Origin of the sequence: Amycolatopsis minnesotensis (assembly GCF_039529815.1) — a bacterium.
In the GTDB taxonomy this organism is placed as follows: Bacteria; Actinomycetota; Actinomycetes; order Mycobacteriales; family Pseudonocardiaceae; genus Amycolatopsis; species Amycolatopsis minnesotensis.
Genome location: NZ_BAAANN010000014.1, coordinates 14,615 through 31,461, shown reverse-complemented (window position 1 = coordinate 31,461; position 16,847 = coordinate 14,615). Strand labels below are relative to the sequence as shown.

The window sequence follows — 16,847 nt, the reverse complement described above, 5'->3', positions numbered from 1 at the left end:
AAAGGTCGGGAAATTCTCTCACCGCGGTGTCGAAGCCGGCGCGCCAGCTTCTACATCCCTCACGAGAGGTATCCGCACCGGATGCCGGGAACGAGGGAGCACCCCATGACCGACACCAAGGCAGCCGCCGAAATCCGCCAGCTCATGGCCGACCGCGAACAGGCGATGCGCACCGGCGACGCGGACCTGCTCGCCTCGCACTACGCGCCGGACGCCGTCCAGTTCGACCTCGAACCGCCGCTGCTGCACCCGGCCGTCGAACTGCGCGACCCGGCCCGCATGCGGAACTGGTTCGCGAAGTTCGGCGGCCGCGTGCACTACGACATCAGCGAGCTGACCGTCACCGCGGGCGAGGACGTCGCGTTCTGCCGCAGCCTCGACCGGATGGGCTCGGCCGCGGCCGGGTTCGAGATGTGGTTCCGCTCGACCATCGGCTTCCGCCGCGACGGCGAACGCTGGCTCATCGTCGACGAGCACCGGTCGACGCCGTTCTACATGGACGGTTCGTTCCTCGCCGCGACCGATCTCCAGCCGTGACCACACCACGGGCGAAGAACTGGTGATGGGCACGTACCCGCGCTGCCCGCCGCTGGGCATCCGCCCGGACGTCGCCAGCACGATCGGCACCGGACCACAACCGCCGGAAGTGCTGCTGCTGCGCGGAAAGGTGACGATCACCGAATTCGGCGGCATGCTGCCCGAACAAGCCGAGGCGGCATGCCGCTTCTTCGGCGAGGAGGGCGGTGCCCGATACGTCGCCGAAGCCGAGCGCGCGGAGACGAGAACGGCCCGGATCGCACCGCGCCCGGCCTGGGCGGGCACCCTGGAATTCCGCACCCGAAATCCCGGTATTGCGCGGAGCCAAGGCTGAGCATTGTCACTTCGGTGCCGTTCGGACGGTCGATCCCGACCGTCCGAACGGCACCATTGCCCGAACACCCCGATAGCACCTGGCACGACGGTCCCGCTATTTGAAGGGTCACGGAACAGTGGCCGATCCGGCCGGATCCGCCACAACCTGGACCGCCCCGGCCTGGCGACGCTCGTCAAGCGAAGCGCCAGCGGACATTCGCCACCGTCCGGCCGTAGCCAGTAGTCATGGACCAGCCCACCCTCGGGGAGGCCCCGGTCGGGCACCCGTGCCCGGATCGCCGAGCCGTGCCGCGGGCGCGTGGATTCATCCCTTTTCGGAAGTTCGGCCACGGATCGTTTTCCGGCGCGGAATACCCGGCGCACACCGGAGTCATAACATGACGTTATAGCGAAATGCCACTATGGGCATCTTCCCGGTTGAGCCACCCTGAAGTGCGCGAAGATCGAGCAGGATGGCGACACACTGACAAAACCTACTTTAGACGGTGGCCGGACCGGATATCCGTTGAGATACTCTTTTCGGCCCGCGGCGCGCCGCCCGGAGTTGACGTCTCGCATTTTCGAGCACGGAGAACGCTTTAGTCCCAGTTCATCGAAACCTTGATCGGGAGTTCCCATGCGCAGAATCATCTTGGCGGCGCTCGGCGCGTGCGCGATGGCTGTTGCGGCATCCGGTGCGACCATAGCGGACGCCGCGCCTTCGAGTCCCGCCCAGCCCAGCATCATCGGCGGGCACAACGCCAGCGAAACCTATTCCTTCATGACCTCGCTGAGCAACGGGTGCGGTGGCAGCCTGGTCGCGCCGCAATGGATCGTCACGGCACACCACTGCGGTTCCGCGGCACAGGGCCGGGTCGGGTCCACCAGCAAGAACTCCGGCGGCGAGGCCGTCCGGATCGATCGCAACATCACCAAGCCCGGCACCGACCTCACCCTGATGCACCTGTCCGCACCGGCGCGGTCGGCACCGGTGAAGATGACGCAGTCGGCGCCCGCGGCGGGGACGGCCGTGCGCCTGCTCGGCTTCGGGTGCATGAGCTGGCCGTCCTGCCGCAACGCCACCACGCTCCAGGAGATCGACCTGACCGTGCTGGCCAGCCGCCAGTGCGCACCGGGCGGCGGGACCGCGGACGACCTCTGCGTTTCCGGCGACCGCGCGCATTCCGCGTGCCACGGCGACTCCGGCGGGCCCGCGGTCGTCGGCACCCGTGGCGACTGGACCCTCGCCGGTGAGACGCACGGCCCTGGCGACAACCGGGGCGACTGCGCGACCACGACGCTGTACACCGGGATCGCGGCGCACCTGCCCTGGATCAACCAGCAGATCGGCGGCTGAGCCCGCCCTTACCCGAAGGAGGAAGGCACGATGTCGTTCCGGAAAGCCGCGATGACCCTGGTCGCCGCGCTCGGCATGGCGGTCATGACCCCGGCTCTGGTGGGCGCACCCGCGTCCTCGGCAACCTCGGTCCAGGTTCGCACGATCTACTACGACGCCAGCCAGGCGCAGGAGTTCAAGGCGGCCGTCACCGAGGGCGCCGAGGCGTGGAACAAGGCGGTGCCGGAAATCCAGCTCAAGCCGGGGACCGGAAGCCAGGCCACGGTCAAGGTGCTCGCCGACGACGGCTGGCCGAGGACCTACCCCGGCGGCTTCGGCCGTGGCACCTTCTACATGGGACGGGAAGCGGTCAACGAGGGCTTCTACCCGCCGCGCATCGCCGCCCACGAACTCGGGCACATCCTCGGCCTGCCCGACAACCGGAACGGGCGGTGCGACTACCTGATGTCCGGGCACAGCTCGCCGACGTCGTGCAAGACCACCGCACCGCACTCCACCGAAGCGGCGCAGGTCAAGCGGAACGCGGGCGGCGGCTTGGTCGCCGACAGCATCCGGCAGGCCGAACTCGCGGGCACTTTCGTCCACTGACCCGCCACCGATTGTCCCGGCCGTGCCCCGGCGCGACCGGGACAATCGGTTTTCAGCCCTGCGGCGCCAGATCCCTGGTGCGGGAGGCCGCGGTCTGCCGGTGCGCTCGCGGCGGTCTGCGAGGCCTGGCCAGCCAGGCGAGGTAGTGCGGGCTGCGGTCGACCGCGCGCTGGTACGCCTCGCGTGCCCGGTGGGCGATCGTGGGCATCATCGGGGCGATCGCGCTGGCGGTGCGCCACAGCAGCAGGTGCCGGATGCGCAGGGGTTCGTCGCGCAGCGCGACCGCGACGATGTTGTCCGTGGGGTGGAAGGTCGCCTGCCCGAGGCCGACGGCGTCCCCGGCCGCGATGAGTTCGCGAGCCGCGCTCGCCTCGACCTCGTAGCGGACCCGCGCGGTGAAACCCGCCCGCGAGCACTCTTCGACGAAGGCGGCCATCAGCCCGCTGCTCGACGGCGGGGGCAACGCCCAAGCAGCGTCGCTCAGCTCTGCCAGCGCGATACCGTCCTCGGCCCTGCTCGCGGCCGGATGCCGAGCGCTGACGAGGGCGAACGCCGGCTCCTCGGCCACGATCAGGTTCTCCAGCCCGGCCGGTAGCGCGGTGCCCGGCGGCAGGTAGACGACCACGGCGGCGAGGTCCTGCTGCCCGTCGGCGGTGATCTCCGCGGCGACGGCGGCGTCGGGCTCGGTGCGCAAGGTGGCTCCGCCCGGCCACAGCCGTTCGAGGTCGCGGAGGAGCCCCGCGCCCAGGGGCCCCGGGGTGGCGACGTACCGCAGCGGCCGCCGGCCCCCGGCGGATCCGCAGTGGTCGATGCTGTCCTCCCGCAGCCGGTCGAGCACGCCCAGCACGGGCCTGGCCCTGGCCACGACGAACTCGCCGAGGCTGGTGGCCGTGGCGCCCTGGCGGGTGCGGATGAACAGCGGACCGCCCAGCACCTGCTCGACGCGGCGAAGCTGGCTGGTCAGCGCCGGCTGGGACAGCCCGAGCCTGGCCGCGGCCTTGTTCAAGCTGCCCGCGTCGGCGATGGCGCAAACCACTTTGAGATGCCGGGCGTCCAGCTCCATGAACTTCGATGGTAGGGATTCACGAGGTCCGGCAACAGTTTTGCCCTACTTTCGTAGGCACGGGCCAGGCGCCGTGCTTGCCGAGGAAGCGGCGCTGTTCGGCGGCGGCTTCCCGGTCCTCCGGGGTGTCGCCCCCGAAACCGCCGTGCGGCATGGCTTCGAACACGTGCAGTTCGGCCGCCACCCCGGCGTCGCGCAGTCCGCGGTGCATCCGGACGGTGTTCGAGAGGAACAGGTCGCGGGTGCCGCTCCGGAGGAACGCGGGCGGGAAGCCGGACAGTTCGCCGAAGAGCGGGGACAGGTACGGATCCCGCAGATCGGCCCCCGCCGCGTAGAGGGCGTTCGTCGCTCGCAGGCTGCGGAGCACGTTGTCCACCCCGGCCAGGGTCTGGAAGGTGTCACCGGCCTCGGTGAGATCGACCTGCGGGGTGTTGAGCACCAGCGCCGCCGGCATCGGCAGCCCGGCGTCCTTGGCGCGCAGCAGAAGGGCCGCCGCGATGTTCCCGCCCGCGGAATCGCCGCCGACGAACACCCGCGACGGATCGCGGTCCCGCAGCAGGTGCCGGTAGGCGGCGAGCGCGTCGTCGAGCGCGGCGGGGTACGGGTGCAGCGGCGGCAGCCGGTAGTCCACGCCCCACACGAGCATGCCGGTGGACAAGGCGGTCCTGGCCGTCGTCGCGCGGCACGCGTCGCCACCGCCGACCAGGAGGCCTCCGGGGTGCATCCAGAGGAACACCGGATCGTCCCCGGCCTCGTGCGGTCTCGCGGCGTACACGGTGGCGCCGCCCGCGTCGAGATCCTCGACGTGGACCGGCAGTTCGGAGACCGGAAACCGCTGGGCCGTGGATCGATTCGCCCGCTCGGCCATCGCGAGCCACGCCTCGGTGTCCCCGGCGGCCGGATACGACAGCTCACCGCCGTCGAAGGCGAGCCAGGCCCGCGCCTGCTCACTGACCGTGGACGGAGCGGGAAAAGTACGCTCGCTCATGACTCGGCTCCCCTCGATCGAACTGTTCCTCCACACTAGATTAACTGACTAAATTTAGTCACACAAGGAAGTGGGATCCATGCCCCGGACCAGCGAGCGCGGCGGCCCCCGGACACGCGCACGGATCCTGGAGGTCGCGAACAGGTTGTTCGTCGAGCGCGGGTACGAAGCCGTCACGGTCTCCGAGATCGCGCGCGAAGCCGGGGTTTCGAGCGTGACGGTCTTCAACCACTTCCCGCGCAAGGAAGACCTCTTCCTGGACCGCGCGACCGACGCGGCGGACCTGCTGCGCTCGGCCGTCCGCGACCGCGCACCGGGCGTCGACGCACTGGAGTCCCTGCGAGACCTGAGCTTCCGCCTCCTAGACGCCCGGCACCCGCTCTCCGGCCTCGCCGACGCTTCCGCGCCCTTCTTCCAGACGGTCGCGAACTCACCCGCACTCGTGTCGCACGCACGAACCATCGCGGCCGAACTTCAACAGGAACTGGCCGAAGAACTGAATGACGACCCGGCCTTCACCGGCGACGGCACACTGCTGGCCGCGTTCTTCCTCGCGGGCTACAGCACCGTCCTGACCGAAACCGCCCGCCACCGAATCGCAGGCACCCCAACGAAAACCGTGCTGAAGACTCACCGCACGCGCCTGAACCACCTGTTCACAGCCCTACGCGACGGCCTGCCCTGACGCACACAACACCGACACGTGAATCGAGTGCCCCCGACGGGATTCGAACCCGCACTTTGTCGATTTTAAGTCGACTGCCTCTGCCGGTTGGGCTACGGGGGCGCCGGTCAGCCTAGGGGACTGACCGGTGCCCCGGTGCGGCAAGGTCAGGATTTGGTGGCGCGGGTGAACTCTTCCTTCGGGTTGTTGATCTGCCCGAGCGAGACGACCTCGCGACGGAAGAGGCCGCCGAGCATCCAGTCGAAGACGATGCGGACCTTGCGGTTGAAGGTGGGCATGGCCTTGACGTGGTAGGCGCGGTGGAACAGCCACGCCGGGAAGCCCTTGATCTTCAGGTTCAGCGCGTCCGCGACGCCCTTGTGCAGGCCGAGGCTGGCGACGGCGCCGAGGTTCTTGTGGAAGTAGTCCTTCGGCTGCCCGCCGCGGATCGACTTGATGATGTTCTTCGCGAGGTGGCGCGCCTGCCGGACGGCGTGCTGCGCGTTCGGCGGGCAGGTGGCCGTGGGATCGGCCTCGGTGCGCGAGAGGTCCGGGACGGCGGCGATGTCACCCGCGGTCCACACGTCCGGGTTGCCGACGACCTGCAGCGCCGCGGTGGCCTGCAGCCTGCCGCGCTTGTCGAGCGGGAGGTCCGAGTTGCCGAGCACCGGGTTCGCCTTGACGCCCGCGGTCCAGATGATCGTGTCGGTGTCGAACTCCGTGCCGTCCGAGAGCACCACGTGCCCGTTCTCGAACGACTTCGCCGCCGTCGAGAGGTACACCTCGATGCCGCGCTTCTCGAGCTGCTCGACGGTGTAGACGCCGAGGGTCTCGCGCACCTCGGGCAGGATCCGCCCGGCGGCCTCGACGAGCACCCAGCGGATGTCCTCGGGGTTGATGTTTTCGTAGTACTGGGTGGCGAACCGCGTCATGTCCTCGAGCTCGGCGAGCGCCTCGATGCCCGCGAAGCCGCCGCCGACGACGGTGAACGTCAGCAGGCGCTTGCGCAGTTCGGGGTCGAGCGTGCTGGCCGCCTCGTCCAGCTTCGTCATGACGTGGTTGCGCAGGTAGATCGCTTCGCCGATGGTCTTGAAGGCGATGCCCTGCTCGGCGAGGCCGGGGATCGGCAGGATCCTGGCGACGGCGCCGAGCGCCACCACGAGCACGTCGTAGTTGAGCGCCTCGATGTGCCCGTCGGCCGCTTCGACGGTCACGGACTTGCGCTCGTGTTCGATCTTGGTGACCCGCGCGGTCAGCACGTGGCACCGCTTGAGCACGCGGCGCAGCGGCACCACCACGTGCCGCGGCTCGATCGCACCGGCCGCCGCCTCCGGGAGGAACGGCTGGTACGTCATGTGCGGCTGGGGGTCGACGACGGTGACGGAGGCCTCGTTGGCGCGGAGCATCTTCTGGAGCCCGAACGCCGTGTAGAGACCGACGTACCCACCACCGAGAACCAAGATCCGTGTCGGTTCCGACTTCGCTGCGGCCATGGTTCCATGCTCCCATTCCTTTGGCGGTACCGCTCGGGGACCCCATCCCGCTGTGACCAGCGTCGCGGCTACTTCAGCACCGATTCAGCCGGGGCCGGGTCCCTTCCTGCTCCAGGGTCCGCCCGAACCCCTCCGGCGCGCGAGGGATCAACGGTCGCGTCGTGGCGGGACCTAAGTCCCGCAGTCCCGCAGCCCCGCCGCCGCGGCCGCGTCGACGAGCACTTCGCGCACCATGGCCGGAGTCAGCTTGCCGGTTTGGGTGTTCCGCTGCGAGACGTGGAAGCACCCGAACAGGTGCAGGTCGCCGAGGAGCACGTGCGCGCCGTGGCCGAACGACGGCCGCGGCTTCGGGACCGGCCAGCCCGCGTCGGCGAGCACGGGCAGCAGCGCCTGCCAGCCGAAGGCGCCCAGCACGACGATCGCGCGCAGGGTCGGCCGCAGGAACTCCAGTTCCCGCGCGAGCCACGGACGGCACCGGTCGCGCTCGCCGGGGGTGGGCTTGTTCTGCGGCGGCGCGCAGCGCACCGGCGACATGATCCGGGTGCCGCGCAGGGTCAGCCCGTCGCCGATCGACACGGCGGTCGGCTGCGACGCGAGCCCGACGTCGTAGAGCGCCTGGTACAGGACGTCACCCGAACGGTCGCCGGTGAACATGCGGCCGGTGCGGTTCGCCCCGTGCGCGGCGGGGGCGAGACCGACGATGCCGAGCGACGCGTCGTGCGGGCCGAAACCGGGCACCGGCCGTCCCCAGTAGGTCTCGTCCGCGAAGGCCGCGCGCTTCTCGCGGGCCACCCGCTCCCGCCATTCGACGAGTCGCGGGCAGGCACGGCAGGTGGTGACGGCCTCGTCGAGTTCGGCGAGGGAGCGCAGGCGTCGTTGAGGCACGACACGCATTGTGCTCGGTAGGTTGGTCCCATGAGTGAGCAAGCAGAGGAGCAGGGCGAGCCCGAAGCCGCCGAGCCCACCAGCGCGGAGCCCGCCGACGACCTGGTCGCCACCCAGCACACGATCACCGTGAAGCGCCGCAAGCTGGCCTACACCGCGGAGGCGGGCAGGATCGTGCTGCGCAAGGAGGTGCTCACCGACGGCAAGTTCGAGGGGCACCAGGCGAAGGCCGAGGTCTTCCTCACCGCGTACACCCTGGACGGCGCCGACCCGACGACCCGGCCGGTGACCTTCGCGTTCAACGGCGGCCCCGGCGCGTCGAGCGTCTGGCTGCACCTCGGGCTGCTGGGGCCGCGCCGCGTGGTCTCCGGTGACGTCGACTCGCCGGAGCCGCCGCCGTACCGGCTGGCGGACAACCCGGAGACCCTCCTCGCGCACAGCGACCTGGTGTTCATCGACCCGGTTTCGACGGGGTACTCGCGCGCCACCACGGGCGAGAAGCCCGCCGACTACCACGGCTTCACGCCCGACATCGAGTCCGTCGGCGAGGTGATCCGGCTGTGGGTGTCGCGCAACGAGCGGTGGCTGTCGCCGAAGTACCTCGCGGGCGAGTCGTACGGCACGCTGCGCGCCGCGGCGCTGGCCGGGCACCTGCAGGAGCGCTGCGGGCTGTACCTGAACGGGCTGATGCTCATCTCGTCGGTGCTCGACATGGGCACGATCCGCTTCCACGAGGGCAACGACCTCGCCCACTCGCTGTTCGTGCCGACCTATGCCGCGATCGCGCACTACCACGGCCTGCACGGCGACCGCCCGCTCGACGACGTGCTCGCCGACGCGGAGGAGTTCGCCTCGCGCGAGCTGCCGTACGCGCTCGCGCAGGGCGCGCGCCTTTCCCCGGAAGCGCGTACCGAGGCCGTGCAGACGCTCGCTTCGCTCACCGGGCTCGACGAGTCCTATGTGGACAGGGTGAACCTGCGCATCGAGCACGTCCGGTTCTTCACCGAGCTGCTGCGCGACCGCGGCCTGGTCACCGGCCGGATGGACGGCCGGTTCACCACGTGGGAGCCCGACGGCGGCCGCGAGCACATGAGCGACGACCCGTCGGTGTCGCGCATCATCGGCGCCTATTCGGCCGCGTTCAACCACTACATCCGCACGGAGCTCGGCTACGAGAACGACCTGCCGTACCAGGTCCTCTCGCTCGACGTCGTGCGCAACTGGTCCTATTCGGACTTCGAGGGCAGGCCGGTGACCGCGGTCGGCGCGCTCAGCGCGGCGATGCGGGCGAACCCGCACCTGAAGCTGCACGTCGCGTTCGGACACTACGACGGGGCGACCCCGTACTTCGCCGCCGAGCACGTGCTGGCCGCGCTGGCCATCCCGGAGGAGCTGAGGGAGAACATCGAGTCGGCGTACTACCCGGCAGGCCACATGATGTACGTCCACGAACCTTCACGGGTGCAGCAGTCGAAGGACCTGGCCGCCTTCGTCCAGTCCTCCTCGAACCGGTAGGCCGCCCGCCTTCCCCCATGCCCCGAAGGTGACCTTCAGGGACGCCGATGCCCCGAAGGCTCCCTTCGGGACATCGGCAGCCGGAGCCATGTTGCGAAAGCCGAGATCGCGGCGTCAGATTCCCGGAAGGACGCCTTCAGGGGCATGAGCGCCGCGAATCCTCCCCTCGCAAGGGCCGATTGCGCGCGCCGCACGCTGTGAAGGATGGTCCTATGCCGGTCAAGGCGAGGTCTCGTCACGCATGCCCTCAAGGGGCCCTTGACGGAATCTGACCTGGAAGGGGCCCTTCAGGGCATGCGCGACACCGTGCCGCGCGCCACGAGGGGCGAGATCGCGGCGTCAGATTCCCGGAAGGACGCCTTCAGTCATCTGTGTCCCCTGGTGGGGACGTCCTGCCAGGGGTGAAATATGGGCGCGCGCCTCCGCTGGAGGGGCGATCTTGCTGTGCCCGGCGAATCTGCTTATTCACGAGCCAGGGCACGAGCAACCGGAGGCGCCCCGGATAGGTAAGGCTTACCTATAGGGTGAGCGGGTGATTCGCCGCATCCTCGCCGGGGCCCTCGCCGCCGCGCTCATGACCACCGCCGCCTGCTCGTCCGCGCCAGAGCGGGCTTCCGGGCAGCAAGGGCTGGGCGCGTACCCGGTCACGATCGACCACAAGTACGGCTCGACGACGATCGAGCGCGCGCCGAAGCGGGTGGTCACGGTCGGCCTCACCGAGCAGGACTCGCTGCTCGCGCTCGGCGTGGTGCCGGTGGCGACGACGAAGTGGGTCGGCGCCTTCCCCGGCGAGATCGGCCCGTGGGCGGACGCGAAGCTGGCCGGCGCGCCGGTCCCGGAGGTGCTGCAGGACACCAGCGGCCCGCAGTTCGAAAAGATCGCGGCGCTGCGGCCCGACGTGATCATCGGCCTGTACTCGGGGATGACGAAGGAGAGCTACTACAAGCTCGCCAGGATCGCGCCGACGGTGGCACAGCCGAAGGAGTACAACGACTTCGGCATCCCGTGGCAGGAGACCACGAAGCAGATCGGCCGGATCGTCGGGAAGCAGGCGGAGGCGGCCAAGCTCGTGCAGGGCGTCGAGGACCGGTTCGCCAAGGTGCGCAAGGAAAACCCGAGGTTCGAGGGCGCCGGCGCGTTGATGGCGACGACCTACGACGGGTACTTCGTCTACGGCAGCCAGGACCCGCGCTCACGGCTGCTGACCTCGCTCGGCTTCAAGCTGCCCGCGGACCTCGATGCCGCGATCGGCGACAAGTTCGGCGCGAACATCAGCGCCGAGCGCACCGACCTGCTCGATCGCGACGTGCTGATCTGGGTGGTCGGCACGGCCGCGGAGGGCCAGGCGAAACTCGCGTCGGACCGGCTCTACAGCGGGCTGAAGGTGGCGAAGGAGAAGCGGGAGGTGTTCGTCGAGGACGGCACTCCCTACGGGCACGCGACCTCGTTCGTTTCGGTGCTCAGCCTGCCCTTCCAGCTCGACCGGCTCGTCCCGCAGCTCGCCGCCGCGATCGACGGCGACCCGAACACCCCGGTGAAGCTCGCTTCGTAAGGCTTACGACAAAGCGAAAAGCGGCCCCCGGGAGAACCCGGGGGCCGCTTCACTTGCGCAACGACGGATCAGCCGCGGACGAACGGCGCGCCGTGGGTCACGGCGGACCAGGCGTCGACGGCACCGTGGCCGTAGAAGCCGTTGAAGTCCGGCGTGCCCTCACAGGTCGCCGTGAACGACGCGTCCCGGCCTTCCTTCAGGTAGTCGACCGTCCTCGGCGTCGGGCAGGAGACCTTCGACGCGGTGCCTTCCAGCACGCGCTGCACGGCGTCGGGGGCGAGCCCGAAACCGCCGCGGGAAGGCTTGCCGTACTGCGAAACGATCAGCGCGGCGACACCGACGGCGTGCGGTGTGGCCATCGACGTGCCCTGCAGGTACTGGTAGTACCCGACCCGCCCGTCGTTCGCGACCGCCTTCTGCACGCCCAGCTTGGCGCCCTGCGGGGTCACGTTGCCCGCCGCGTCGACGTCACCCTTGGCGACGGCCACGTTCTTCGCGTACACCGACAGGATCTTGTTCTCGTTGACGTTGAACTGATCCGTGCCGAAGTAGTCCCTGGCGTACCCACCCGGCGCCGACACCGAGATCTGCTCGGTGCCGTAGTTCGAGTAGTCGGCCTTCGCCTGCGACGGCCCGAAGGAGCCGATGCCCAGCACGTGCGGGCCCTCGACCGGCAGCGAGAAGCAGCTTCCGTTGTCGATGGGACGCGGGTGCGCGCTGTTGCTCGGGTAGTTCGGGCTGGTCGCGTCGGACGGAGGCTTGCCGAGGTCGGAGTGCTCGTTGCCGAGCGCGGCGACCTCGGTGACACCCTTGCGGTGCGCGTAGTTCAGCGCACGGGTGACGGCCTCGATGATGGTCCGCTGCTCGAGCTGCTGAGCCGGGCTGTCGGCCGCGTTCGTCTTGCAGTTGTAGAGCCACGGGTCGACGTAGTACGACATGTTGACCACGTCGATCCCGGCGTCGCCGGCGTAGGTCAGCGCGTCGACCGTGGGCTGCAGGAAGAAGTTGCCCGAGTCCTGCCCCGCGCGGATGTTGACGAGCGTGACGTTCGGTGCGACACCGGAGACGCCGAACCCGTTGGCCGCCGCGGCGATCGTGCCCGCGACGTGCGAGCCGTGGCCGTTGTCGTCGTGGTCGGCGGGGTCGACGCAGCCGCGGAACTCGCACGGCCCGTCGACGACGGCGCCGTTCTCGTCGGTGGGGATGTCCTTGACGAAGTTGCGGGAGTCGGCGGCGTCGAAGTTCGGCGCGAGATCCGGGTGCGAACCGTCGACGCCGGTGTCGATGATGCCGACCTTGACGCGCTTGTCACCGGCCTGCTTGGTGCGGGCCAGGTCCGAGCGGGTCGACTTCAGGCCCCACAGCTTGTCGTCGAGAGGGTCCAGCCCGACGGGCTTCGCCTTCTTCGCCGACGCGCCGCCCTGGCCCGCTGCTTCCTTCTCCACCGTGTCCGGCTTGGTGACCTGGCGGTCCTTCGGCGCCTGGCCGATGGCCTTCGCCTTGGCCGCGCCGAACACCGCGCGGTTCGCCGAGACCCGCTCGGTGAAGCCGACCGCGGGCGCGGTCGCGGTGATCAGGCCGACCGCGGCGTTGGTGTGCACCACCGTGCCGCCCGCGTCCCTGATCGCCTGCTCCGCCGAGGCGGCGCTCTGCCCCTCGGCGGCGAGCACGGTGAATTCGGTGGTGGCTCCCGACAACTGCGGCTGCGCGATCGCGGTCGGCGCGGAAACGGCGGCGATACCGCCGATCAGCGGTACCGCGAACACGGCCGCGAGAATCCTGGATCTCTTCACTGACTCCTCCTGGAGAAACGGTGGCAATAACCTACGTCAGATATGCCCGAAATAGATAGGCACTTCCGACCAAAGTTAGGGAACGACCGATTTCTCTTCGGCGAAGTGGCACGCGCTCAGGTGCCCGGTGCGGTTGTCGAGACCGGGTGTCTCGGTGGCGCAGATGTCCTGCGCCTTCCAGCAACGGGTGCGGAAACGGCAGCCGGACGGCGGATCCATCGGGCTCGGCACGTCGCCTTCGAGCCGGATGAGCTGCCGCGTTCCGCGCACCGCCGGATCGGCGATCGGCACCGCGGACAGCAGTGCCTGTGTGTAAGGATGCGATGGCCTGGTGTAAATCTCGTCCTCGGTGCCGATCTCCACGATCTTTCCGAGATACATCACCGCGACCCTGGTGCAAAGGTGACGAACAACGGACAGGTCGTGTGCGATGAACACATAGGACAGTCCGAATTCCTTCTGCAGATCACCGAGCAGGTTCATCACCTGCGCCTGGATCGACACGTCGAGCGCGGACACCGGCTCGTCGCAGATGATCACCTTCGGCTTGAGCGCGAGCGCCCTGGCGATGCCGATGCGCTGGCGCTGGCCGCCGGAGAACTGGTGCGGGTACCGGTTGATGTAGTCCGGGTTCAGGCCCACCGTCGCCAGCAGGTCCTGGACCCGCTTGGCGCGATCGGCCTTCGGCGCGACGTCCGGGTGGATCTCGAACGGCTCGCCGATGATGTCGCCGACGGTCATCCTCGGGTTGAGCGAGGTGTACGGGTCCTGCAGCACGATCTGGATGTCGCGCCGCCACTTCCGCAGTTCCTGCCCGCGCAGCTTGAAGATGTCCTTGCCCTCGAACTCGGCGACCCCCGAGGTCGGCTCCTCGAGCCGCATCAGGACCTGCGCGAGCGTCGACTTCCCGCAGCCGGATTCACCGACCACGCCGAGTGTCTCACCACGCTCGAGATCGAACGAGACTCCGTCGACGGCCTTGACGTGGCCGATCGTGCGCTTGAACAACACCCCTTGCTGCACCGGGAAGTGCTTGACCACGTTGTCCACGTGGAGGATCGGCTCAGCCATGGCTTTCCACAACCTCTTCAGCGAAATGGCACGCACTCGTCCGGCCGAGGCCCAGATTGTGCAGCGGCGGGAGTTCGGTGCGGCACTTGTCCTCTGCCCGCTTGCAGCGCGGGTTGAACGGGCACCCCGGCGGGATGTGCGCGAGGCTCGGCGGGAGGCCCTCGATGGTCTCCAGCGCCTGCCCCTTCAGGTCGAGGCGCGGCATCGAGTTCATCAGCGCCTTCGTGTACGGGTGCCCCGGCTTGCGGAACAGCTCGTGCACGTCGGCCTGCTCCACGATCCGGCCCGCGTACATGACCGCGATCCGGTCCGCGACCTCGGCCACCACGCCGAGGTCGTGGGTGATCAGGATCATGCCCATGTTGCGCTCGCGCCGCAGCTCGGCCAGCAGGTCCATGATCTGGGCCTGCACCGTCACGTCGAGCGCGGTGGTCGGCTCGTCCGCGATCAGCAGCTCCGGGTCGAGCGCGAGCGACATCGCGATCATCGCGCGCTGGCGCATCCCGCCGGAGAACTGGTGCGGGTACTCCTTGATCCGCCGCTTCGCATTGGGGATGCGCACCAGGTCGAGCAGTTCGACCGCGCGCTTGCGCGCGTCCGCCTTGCTCATGCCCCGCCGGACGCGGAGCTGCTCCTCGATCTGCCAGCCCACGGTGAACACGGGGTTCAGCGAGGACAGCGCGTCCTGGAACACCATGGCGATGCCCTCGCCGCGGATCTCCACGCGCCGCGACTCGGCCGCGGTCAGCATCTCCTCGCCGTGGAACTTCACCGAGCCGCCGGTGACCGCCGCGGGCGGCGAGTCGAGGATGCCCATGATCGTCTGCGCGGTCACGCTCTTGCCCGAACCGGATTCTCCCAGCACGGCAAGGGTTTCCCCGGCATCCACGTGGTACGAGACGCCGTTGAGCACCTTCGCGACCTCGTCCCGGCCGCGGAATTCGACACGGAGGTCGGAGACCTCCAGCAGCGGGCCCGCGCCTTCGGAGCCCCTGGGATCGGCCACCGCACTGGTGGAACCGTCATACGCCGTCGACATTGCTCCGGCTTCCTCCTATCGGGACTTGGGGTCGAGGGCGCTGCGGACCGCGTCGCCGAGCATGACGAACGCCAGCACGGTCACCGTCACGAAACCGGCCGGGAACAGCAGGATGTGCGGCGCCGCCTGGAAGTAGTCCTTGGCGTCGTTGATCAGCGATCCCCACGACACGACCGGGGAGCGCACACCGATGCCCAAATAGGACAGTGTCGCCTCGGCGCCGATGAACGCGCCGAGCGCGATCGTGCCGTAGACGAGCACCGAGGACAGGGTGTTCGGCAGCAGGTGCCGGAAGATGATCCGGCCCGTGCTGGCGCCGAGCCCTCGCGCCGCCTTCACGTAGTCGAGCTGTTTCGCCTGCAGGGTCGAGGCGCGCATGATGCGCATCGCGACCGGCCACGACAGCGCCGCGATCGACGCGACGACCTGGCTGATCACGCGGAACGCGCCGGGATCGGAGCCGGGCGGGTTGAACGTGGTCAGGATGACGATCGCGCCGAGCACGAACGGGATCGCCGCGAAGATGTCGGCGAACCGGGAGATCACACTGTCCACCATGCGGCCGTAGAACCCGGCGATGATGCCGAACAGGGAGCCGATCACCACGGTGAGCAGCGCCGCGAACAGGCCGACCAGCAGCGAGGTCCGCGTCCCGTAGATCGTGCGGGCGTAGACGTCGGCGCCCTGGTTGTCGTAGCCGAACCAGGCGTCGCCGGAGGGCGCCTCGTTCACGTGGTTCAGGTCGCTGAACGCCGCGTCCCTCGCCGAGAACAGGCCGGGGAACAGCGCGATCAGCACCACCACCACGATCAGGACGGCCGAGATGATGAAGGTCGGCTTCCGGCGCAGCTCGCGCCACGCGTCGCCCCACAGGCTGCGGGGCTTCTGCGCCTTGTCGCCGCCACTGCCGCCGGCGTGGGCGAGCGCGTCCGCGCCGCCGGAATCGGCCTGGATCGCCGTCGAGCTGGGGTCAGTCATAACGAATCCTCGGGTCGAGAACGGCGTACAGGAGGTCGACGATCAGGCTGACCATGAGGTAGACGATCACGAGCAGGACCACGATGCCGGTGACCGTCGCGCCGTCCTTCTCCGAGACGCCCCGGAAGATCAGACCGCCGATGCCGTTGATGTTGAACACGCCTTCGGTGACGATCGCGCCGCCCATCAGCGCACCGATGTCGGTGCCGAGGAAGGTCAGCACGGGGAGCACCGAGTTGCGGAGCAGGTGGATGCCCACCACGCGCCGCCTCGGCTGTCCCTTGGCGATCGCCGTGCGCACGAAGTCCGAACGGCGGTTCTCCGCGATGTTCGTCTTGGTGAGCCTGGCGATGTAGGCCATCGAAAGCGACCCGAGCACGAAACCGGGGATGATCAGTTCGCCGATCGTCGGATCGGCCGAGACGCTCGCGTTGATGAGGCCGAGGCCGTCACCACCGAGGACGAGCTGCAGCACGATACCGGTGACGAACACCGGCAGCGCGATCAGGACGAGGGTGACCACGAGGACGAGGTTGTCCAGGAACGGGTTGCCGCGGAGGCCCGTGATGATGCCGGCGGTGACGCCGATGATGGCCTCGATGGCGACCGCGATGAGCGCCAGCCGGACCGTGATCGGGTAGGAGTCACCGATCATCTGGCCGATGTTGTTCCCGGAGAACGTCTCGCCGAAGTCACCGGTGAACAGGTTCCCGAGGTACTTGAAGTACTGGACGAAGATGTTGTCGTTGAGGTTGAACTTCGCCGTCATCACGTCGACGAAGGACTGGGGGCAGGCGGTTTGACCGCATTTTCCCGCGAACGGATCACCGGGGAGCGCCCAAACGAGCGCGTAGATCAGGAAGGTGGCCCCGAGGAAGACCGGGATCAACTGCAGCAGTCGCCGGAGAACATAGCGAACCATGGGTGGAATTCCTAGTGGTGGGAAGGTTCCGGCTCCCCCGGTCGGGGGGAGCCGGAACCATTAGATCAGTGCGCTAACACGGGTGGT

The 16,847-nt window shown here is 69.0% G+C and carries 16 protein-coding genes and 1 tRNA gene; 7 read left to right on the top strand and 10 right to left on the bottom strand.

Annotated features, from left to right (window positions below):
- The first annotated feature begins 105 nt into the window (after positions 1-105).
- The 4 genes from ABD256_RS18870 (at position 106) to ABD256_RS18855 (ending at position 2,797) form a co-directional block, all read left to right on the top strand.
- Positions 106-537: a YybH family protein gene (locus ABD256_RS18870; RefSeq protein WP_344420020.1), complete on the top strand. Its 432-nt coding sequence runs from the start codon at positions 106-108 to the stop codon at positions 535-537.
- A gap of 25 nt (positions 538-562) precedes the next feature.
- Positions 563-871 carry a hypothetical protein gene (locus ABD256_RS18865; RefSeq protein WP_344420018.1) on the top strand — a complete coding sequence of 103 codons (309 nt, stop codon included), beginning with the start codon at positions 563-565 and terminating at the stop codon, positions 869-871.
- Between the two features lie 618 nt (positions 872-1,489).
- Positions 1,490-2,209: a S1 family peptidase gene (locus tag ABD256_RS18860; protein WP_344420015.1), complete on the top strand. Its 720-nt coding sequence runs from the start codon at positions 1,490-1,492 to the stop codon at positions 2,207-2,209.
- Between the two features lie 30 nt (positions 2,210-2,239).
- Positions 2,240-2,797 (top strand): snapalysin family zinc-dependent metalloprotease, encoded by a 558-nt coding sequence (locus ABD256_RS18855; RefSeq protein ID WP_344420012.1) that lies wholly within the window; start codon positions 2,240-2,242, stop codon positions 2,795-2,797.
- A 52-nt stretch (positions 2,798-2,849) separates the two neighbouring features.
- On the opposite strand, the gene ABD256_RS18850 is transcribed toward ABD256_RS18855, so the two are convergent.
- Both ABD256_RS18850 and ABD256_RS18845 read right to left on the bottom strand, forming a co-directional pair.
- Positions 2,850-3,860 carry a LysR family transcriptional regulator gene (locus tag ABD256_RS18850; RefSeq protein ID WP_344420009.1) on the bottom strand — a complete coding sequence of 337 codons (1,011 nt, stop codon included), beginning with the start codon at positions 3,858-3,860 and terminating at the stop codon, positions 2,850-2,852.
- A gap of 19 nt (positions 3,861-3,879) precedes the next feature.
- Positions 3,880-4,848 (bottom strand): alpha/beta hydrolase, encoded by a 969-nt coding sequence (locus ABD256_RS18845; RefSeq protein ID WP_344420006.1) that lies wholly within the window; start codon positions 4,846-4,848, stop codon positions 3,880-3,882.
- A 79-nt stretch (positions 4,849-4,927) separates the two neighbouring features.
- Here ABD256_RS18845 and ABD256_RS18840 point away from each other — a divergent pair, with 79 nt between their 5' ends.
- Positions 4,928-5,533 (top strand): TetR/AcrR family transcriptional regulator, encoded by a 606-nt coding sequence (locus ABD256_RS18840; protein ID WP_344420003.1) that lies wholly within the window; start codon positions 4,928-4,930, stop codon positions 5,531-5,533.
- 28 nt (positions 5,534-5,561) lie between these two features.
- Here the strand turns inward: ABD256_RS18840 and ABD256_RS18835 are convergent.
- From ABD256_RS18835 to ABD256_RS18825, 3 genes are all read right to left on the bottom strand, one after another.
- Positions 5,562-5,635, bottom strand: a tRNA-Leu gene (locus ABD256_RS18835).
- 44 nt (positions 5,636-5,679) lie between these two features.
- Entirely contained in the window at positions 5,680-7,005 is a 1,326-nt protein-coding gene (locus ABD256_RS18830; protein ID WP_344420000.1) for an NAD(P)/FAD-dependent oxidoreductase, read from the bottom strand.
- 171 nt (positions 7,006-7,176) lie between these two features.
- A complete protein-coding gene (locus tag ABD256_RS18825) occupies positions 7,177-7,890 on the bottom strand; it encodes a uracil-DNA glycosylase (protein WP_344419997.1) in 714 nt (237 codons plus the stop codon).
- A 30-nt stretch (positions 7,891-7,920) separates the two neighbouring features.
- Between ABD256_RS18825 and ABD256_RS18820 the strand changes: the two genes are divergently transcribed.
- Positions 7,921-9,405, top strand: a complete 1,485-nt coding sequence (locus ABD256_RS18820) for a S10 family peptidase (RefSeq protein ID WP_344419995.1) — start codon at positions 7,921-7,923, stop codon at positions 9,403-9,405.
- Between the two features lie 574 nt (positions 9,406-9,979).
- A complete protein-coding gene (locus ABD256_RS18815; RefSeq protein ID WP_344420509.1) occupies positions 9,980-10,957 on the top strand; it encodes an iron-siderophore ABC transporter substrate-binding protein in 978 nt (325 codons plus the stop codon).
- A 68-nt stretch (positions 10,958-11,025) separates the two neighbouring features.
- On the opposite strand, the gene ABD256_RS18810 is transcribed toward ABD256_RS18815, so the two are convergent.
- The 5 genes from ABD256_RS18810 to ABD256_RS18790 all read right to left on the bottom strand — a co-directional run bounded on the left by ABD256_RS18810 (position 11,026) and on the right by ABD256_RS18790 (position 16,760).
- Positions 11,026-12,750 carry a S8 family serine peptidase gene (locus tag ABD256_RS18810; protein ID WP_344419992.1) on the bottom strand — a complete coding sequence of 575 codons (1,725 nt, stop codon included), beginning with the start codon at positions 12,748-12,750 and terminating at the stop codon, positions 11,026-11,028.
- A 75-nt stretch (positions 12,751-12,825) separates the two neighbouring features.
- Positions 12,826-13,821, bottom strand: coding sequence for an ABC transporter ATP-binding protein (locus ABD256_RS18805; protein WP_344419989.1), 996 nt, complete (start codon positions 13,819-13,821; stop codon positions 12,826-12,828).
- Positions 13,814-14,860, bottom strand: coding sequence for an ABC transporter ATP-binding protein (locus ABD256_RS18800; protein WP_344419986.1), 1,047 nt, complete (start codon positions 14,858-14,860; stop codon positions 13,814-13,816). The genes ABD256_RS18805 and ABD256_RS18800 overlap by 8 nt, the downstream gene beginning before the upstream one ends.
- A 15-nt stretch (positions 14,861-14,875) precedes the next feature.
- A complete protein-coding gene (locus ABD256_RS18795; RefSeq protein ID WP_344419983.1) occupies positions 14,876-15,838 on the bottom strand; it encodes an ABC transporter permease in 963 nt (320 codons plus the stop codon).
- The gene (locus tag ABD256_RS18790) at positions 15,831-16,760 is read right to left on the bottom strand and encodes an ABC transporter permease (RefSeq protein ID WP_344419980.1); all 930 of its coding nucleotides are present in this window, start codon (positions 16,758-16,760) and stop codon (positions 15,831-15,833) included. The genes ABD256_RS18795 and ABD256_RS18790 overlap by 8 nt, the downstream gene beginning before the upstream one ends.
- Positions 16,761-16,847: the final 87 nt, after the last annotated feature.

What these genes read in the sequence shown, in the direction of transcription:
- ABD256_RS18870 (WP_344420020.1), top strand. Translation starts at nt 106, where the DNA reads ATGACCGACACCAAGGCAGCCGCCGAAATCCGCCAGCTCATGGCCGAC.
- ABD256_RS18865 (WP_344420018.1), top strand. Translation starts at nt 563, where the DNA reads ATGGGCACGTACCCGCGCTGCCCGCCGCTGGGCATCCGCCCGGACGTC.
- ABD256_RS18860 (WP_344420015.1), top strand. Translation starts at nt 1,490, where the DNA reads ATGCGCAGAATCATCTTGGCGGCGCTCGGCGCGTGCGCGATGGCTGTT.
- ABD256_RS18855 (WP_344420012.1), top strand. Translation starts at nt 2,240, where the DNA reads ATGTCGTTCCGGAAAGCCGCGATGACCCTGGTCGCCGCGCTCGGCATG.
- ABD256_RS18850 (WP_344420009.1), bottom strand. Translation starts at nt 3,860, where the DNA reads ATGGAGCTGGACGCCCGGCATCTCAAAGTGGTTTGCGCCATCGCCGAC.
- ABD256_RS18845 (WP_344420006.1), bottom strand. Translation starts at nt 4,848, where the DNA reads ATGAGCGAGCGTACTTTTCCCGCTCCGTCCACGGTCAGTGAGCAGGCG.
- ABD256_RS18840 (WP_344420003.1), top strand. Translation starts at nt 4,928, where the DNA reads ATGCCCCGGACCAGCGAGCGCGGCGGCCCCCGGACACGCGCACGGATC.
- ABD256_RS18830 (WP_344420000.1), bottom strand. Translation starts at nt 7,005, where the DNA reads ATGGCCGCAGCGAAGTCGGAACCGACACGGATCTTGGTTCTCGGTGGT.
- ABD256_RS18820 (WP_344419995.1), top strand. Translation starts at nt 7,921, where the DNA reads ATGAGTGAGCAAGCAGAGGAGCAGGGCGAGCCCGAAGCCGCCGAGCCC.
- ABD256_RS18815 (WP_344420509.1), top strand. Translation starts at nt 9,980, where the DNA reads ATGACCACCGCCGCCTGCTCGTCCGCGCCAGAGCGGGCTTCCGGGCAG.
- ABD256_RS18805 (WP_344419989.1), bottom strand. Translation starts at nt 13,821, where the DNA reads ATGGCTGAGCCGATCCTCCACGTGGACAACGTGGTCAAGCACTTCCCG.
- ABD256_RS18800 (WP_344419986.1), bottom strand. Translation starts at nt 14,860, where the DNA reads ATGTCGACGGCGTATGACGGTTCCACCAGTGCGGTGGCCGATCCCAGG.
- ABD256_RS18795 (WP_344419983.1), bottom strand. Translation starts at nt 15,838, where the DNA reads ATGACTGACCCCAGCTCGACGGCGATCCAGGCCGATTCCGGCGGCGCG.
- ABD256_RS18790 (WP_344419980.1), bottom strand. Translation starts at nt 16,760, where the DNA reads ATGGTTCGCTATGTTCTCCGGCGACTGCTGCAGTTGATCCCGGTCTTC.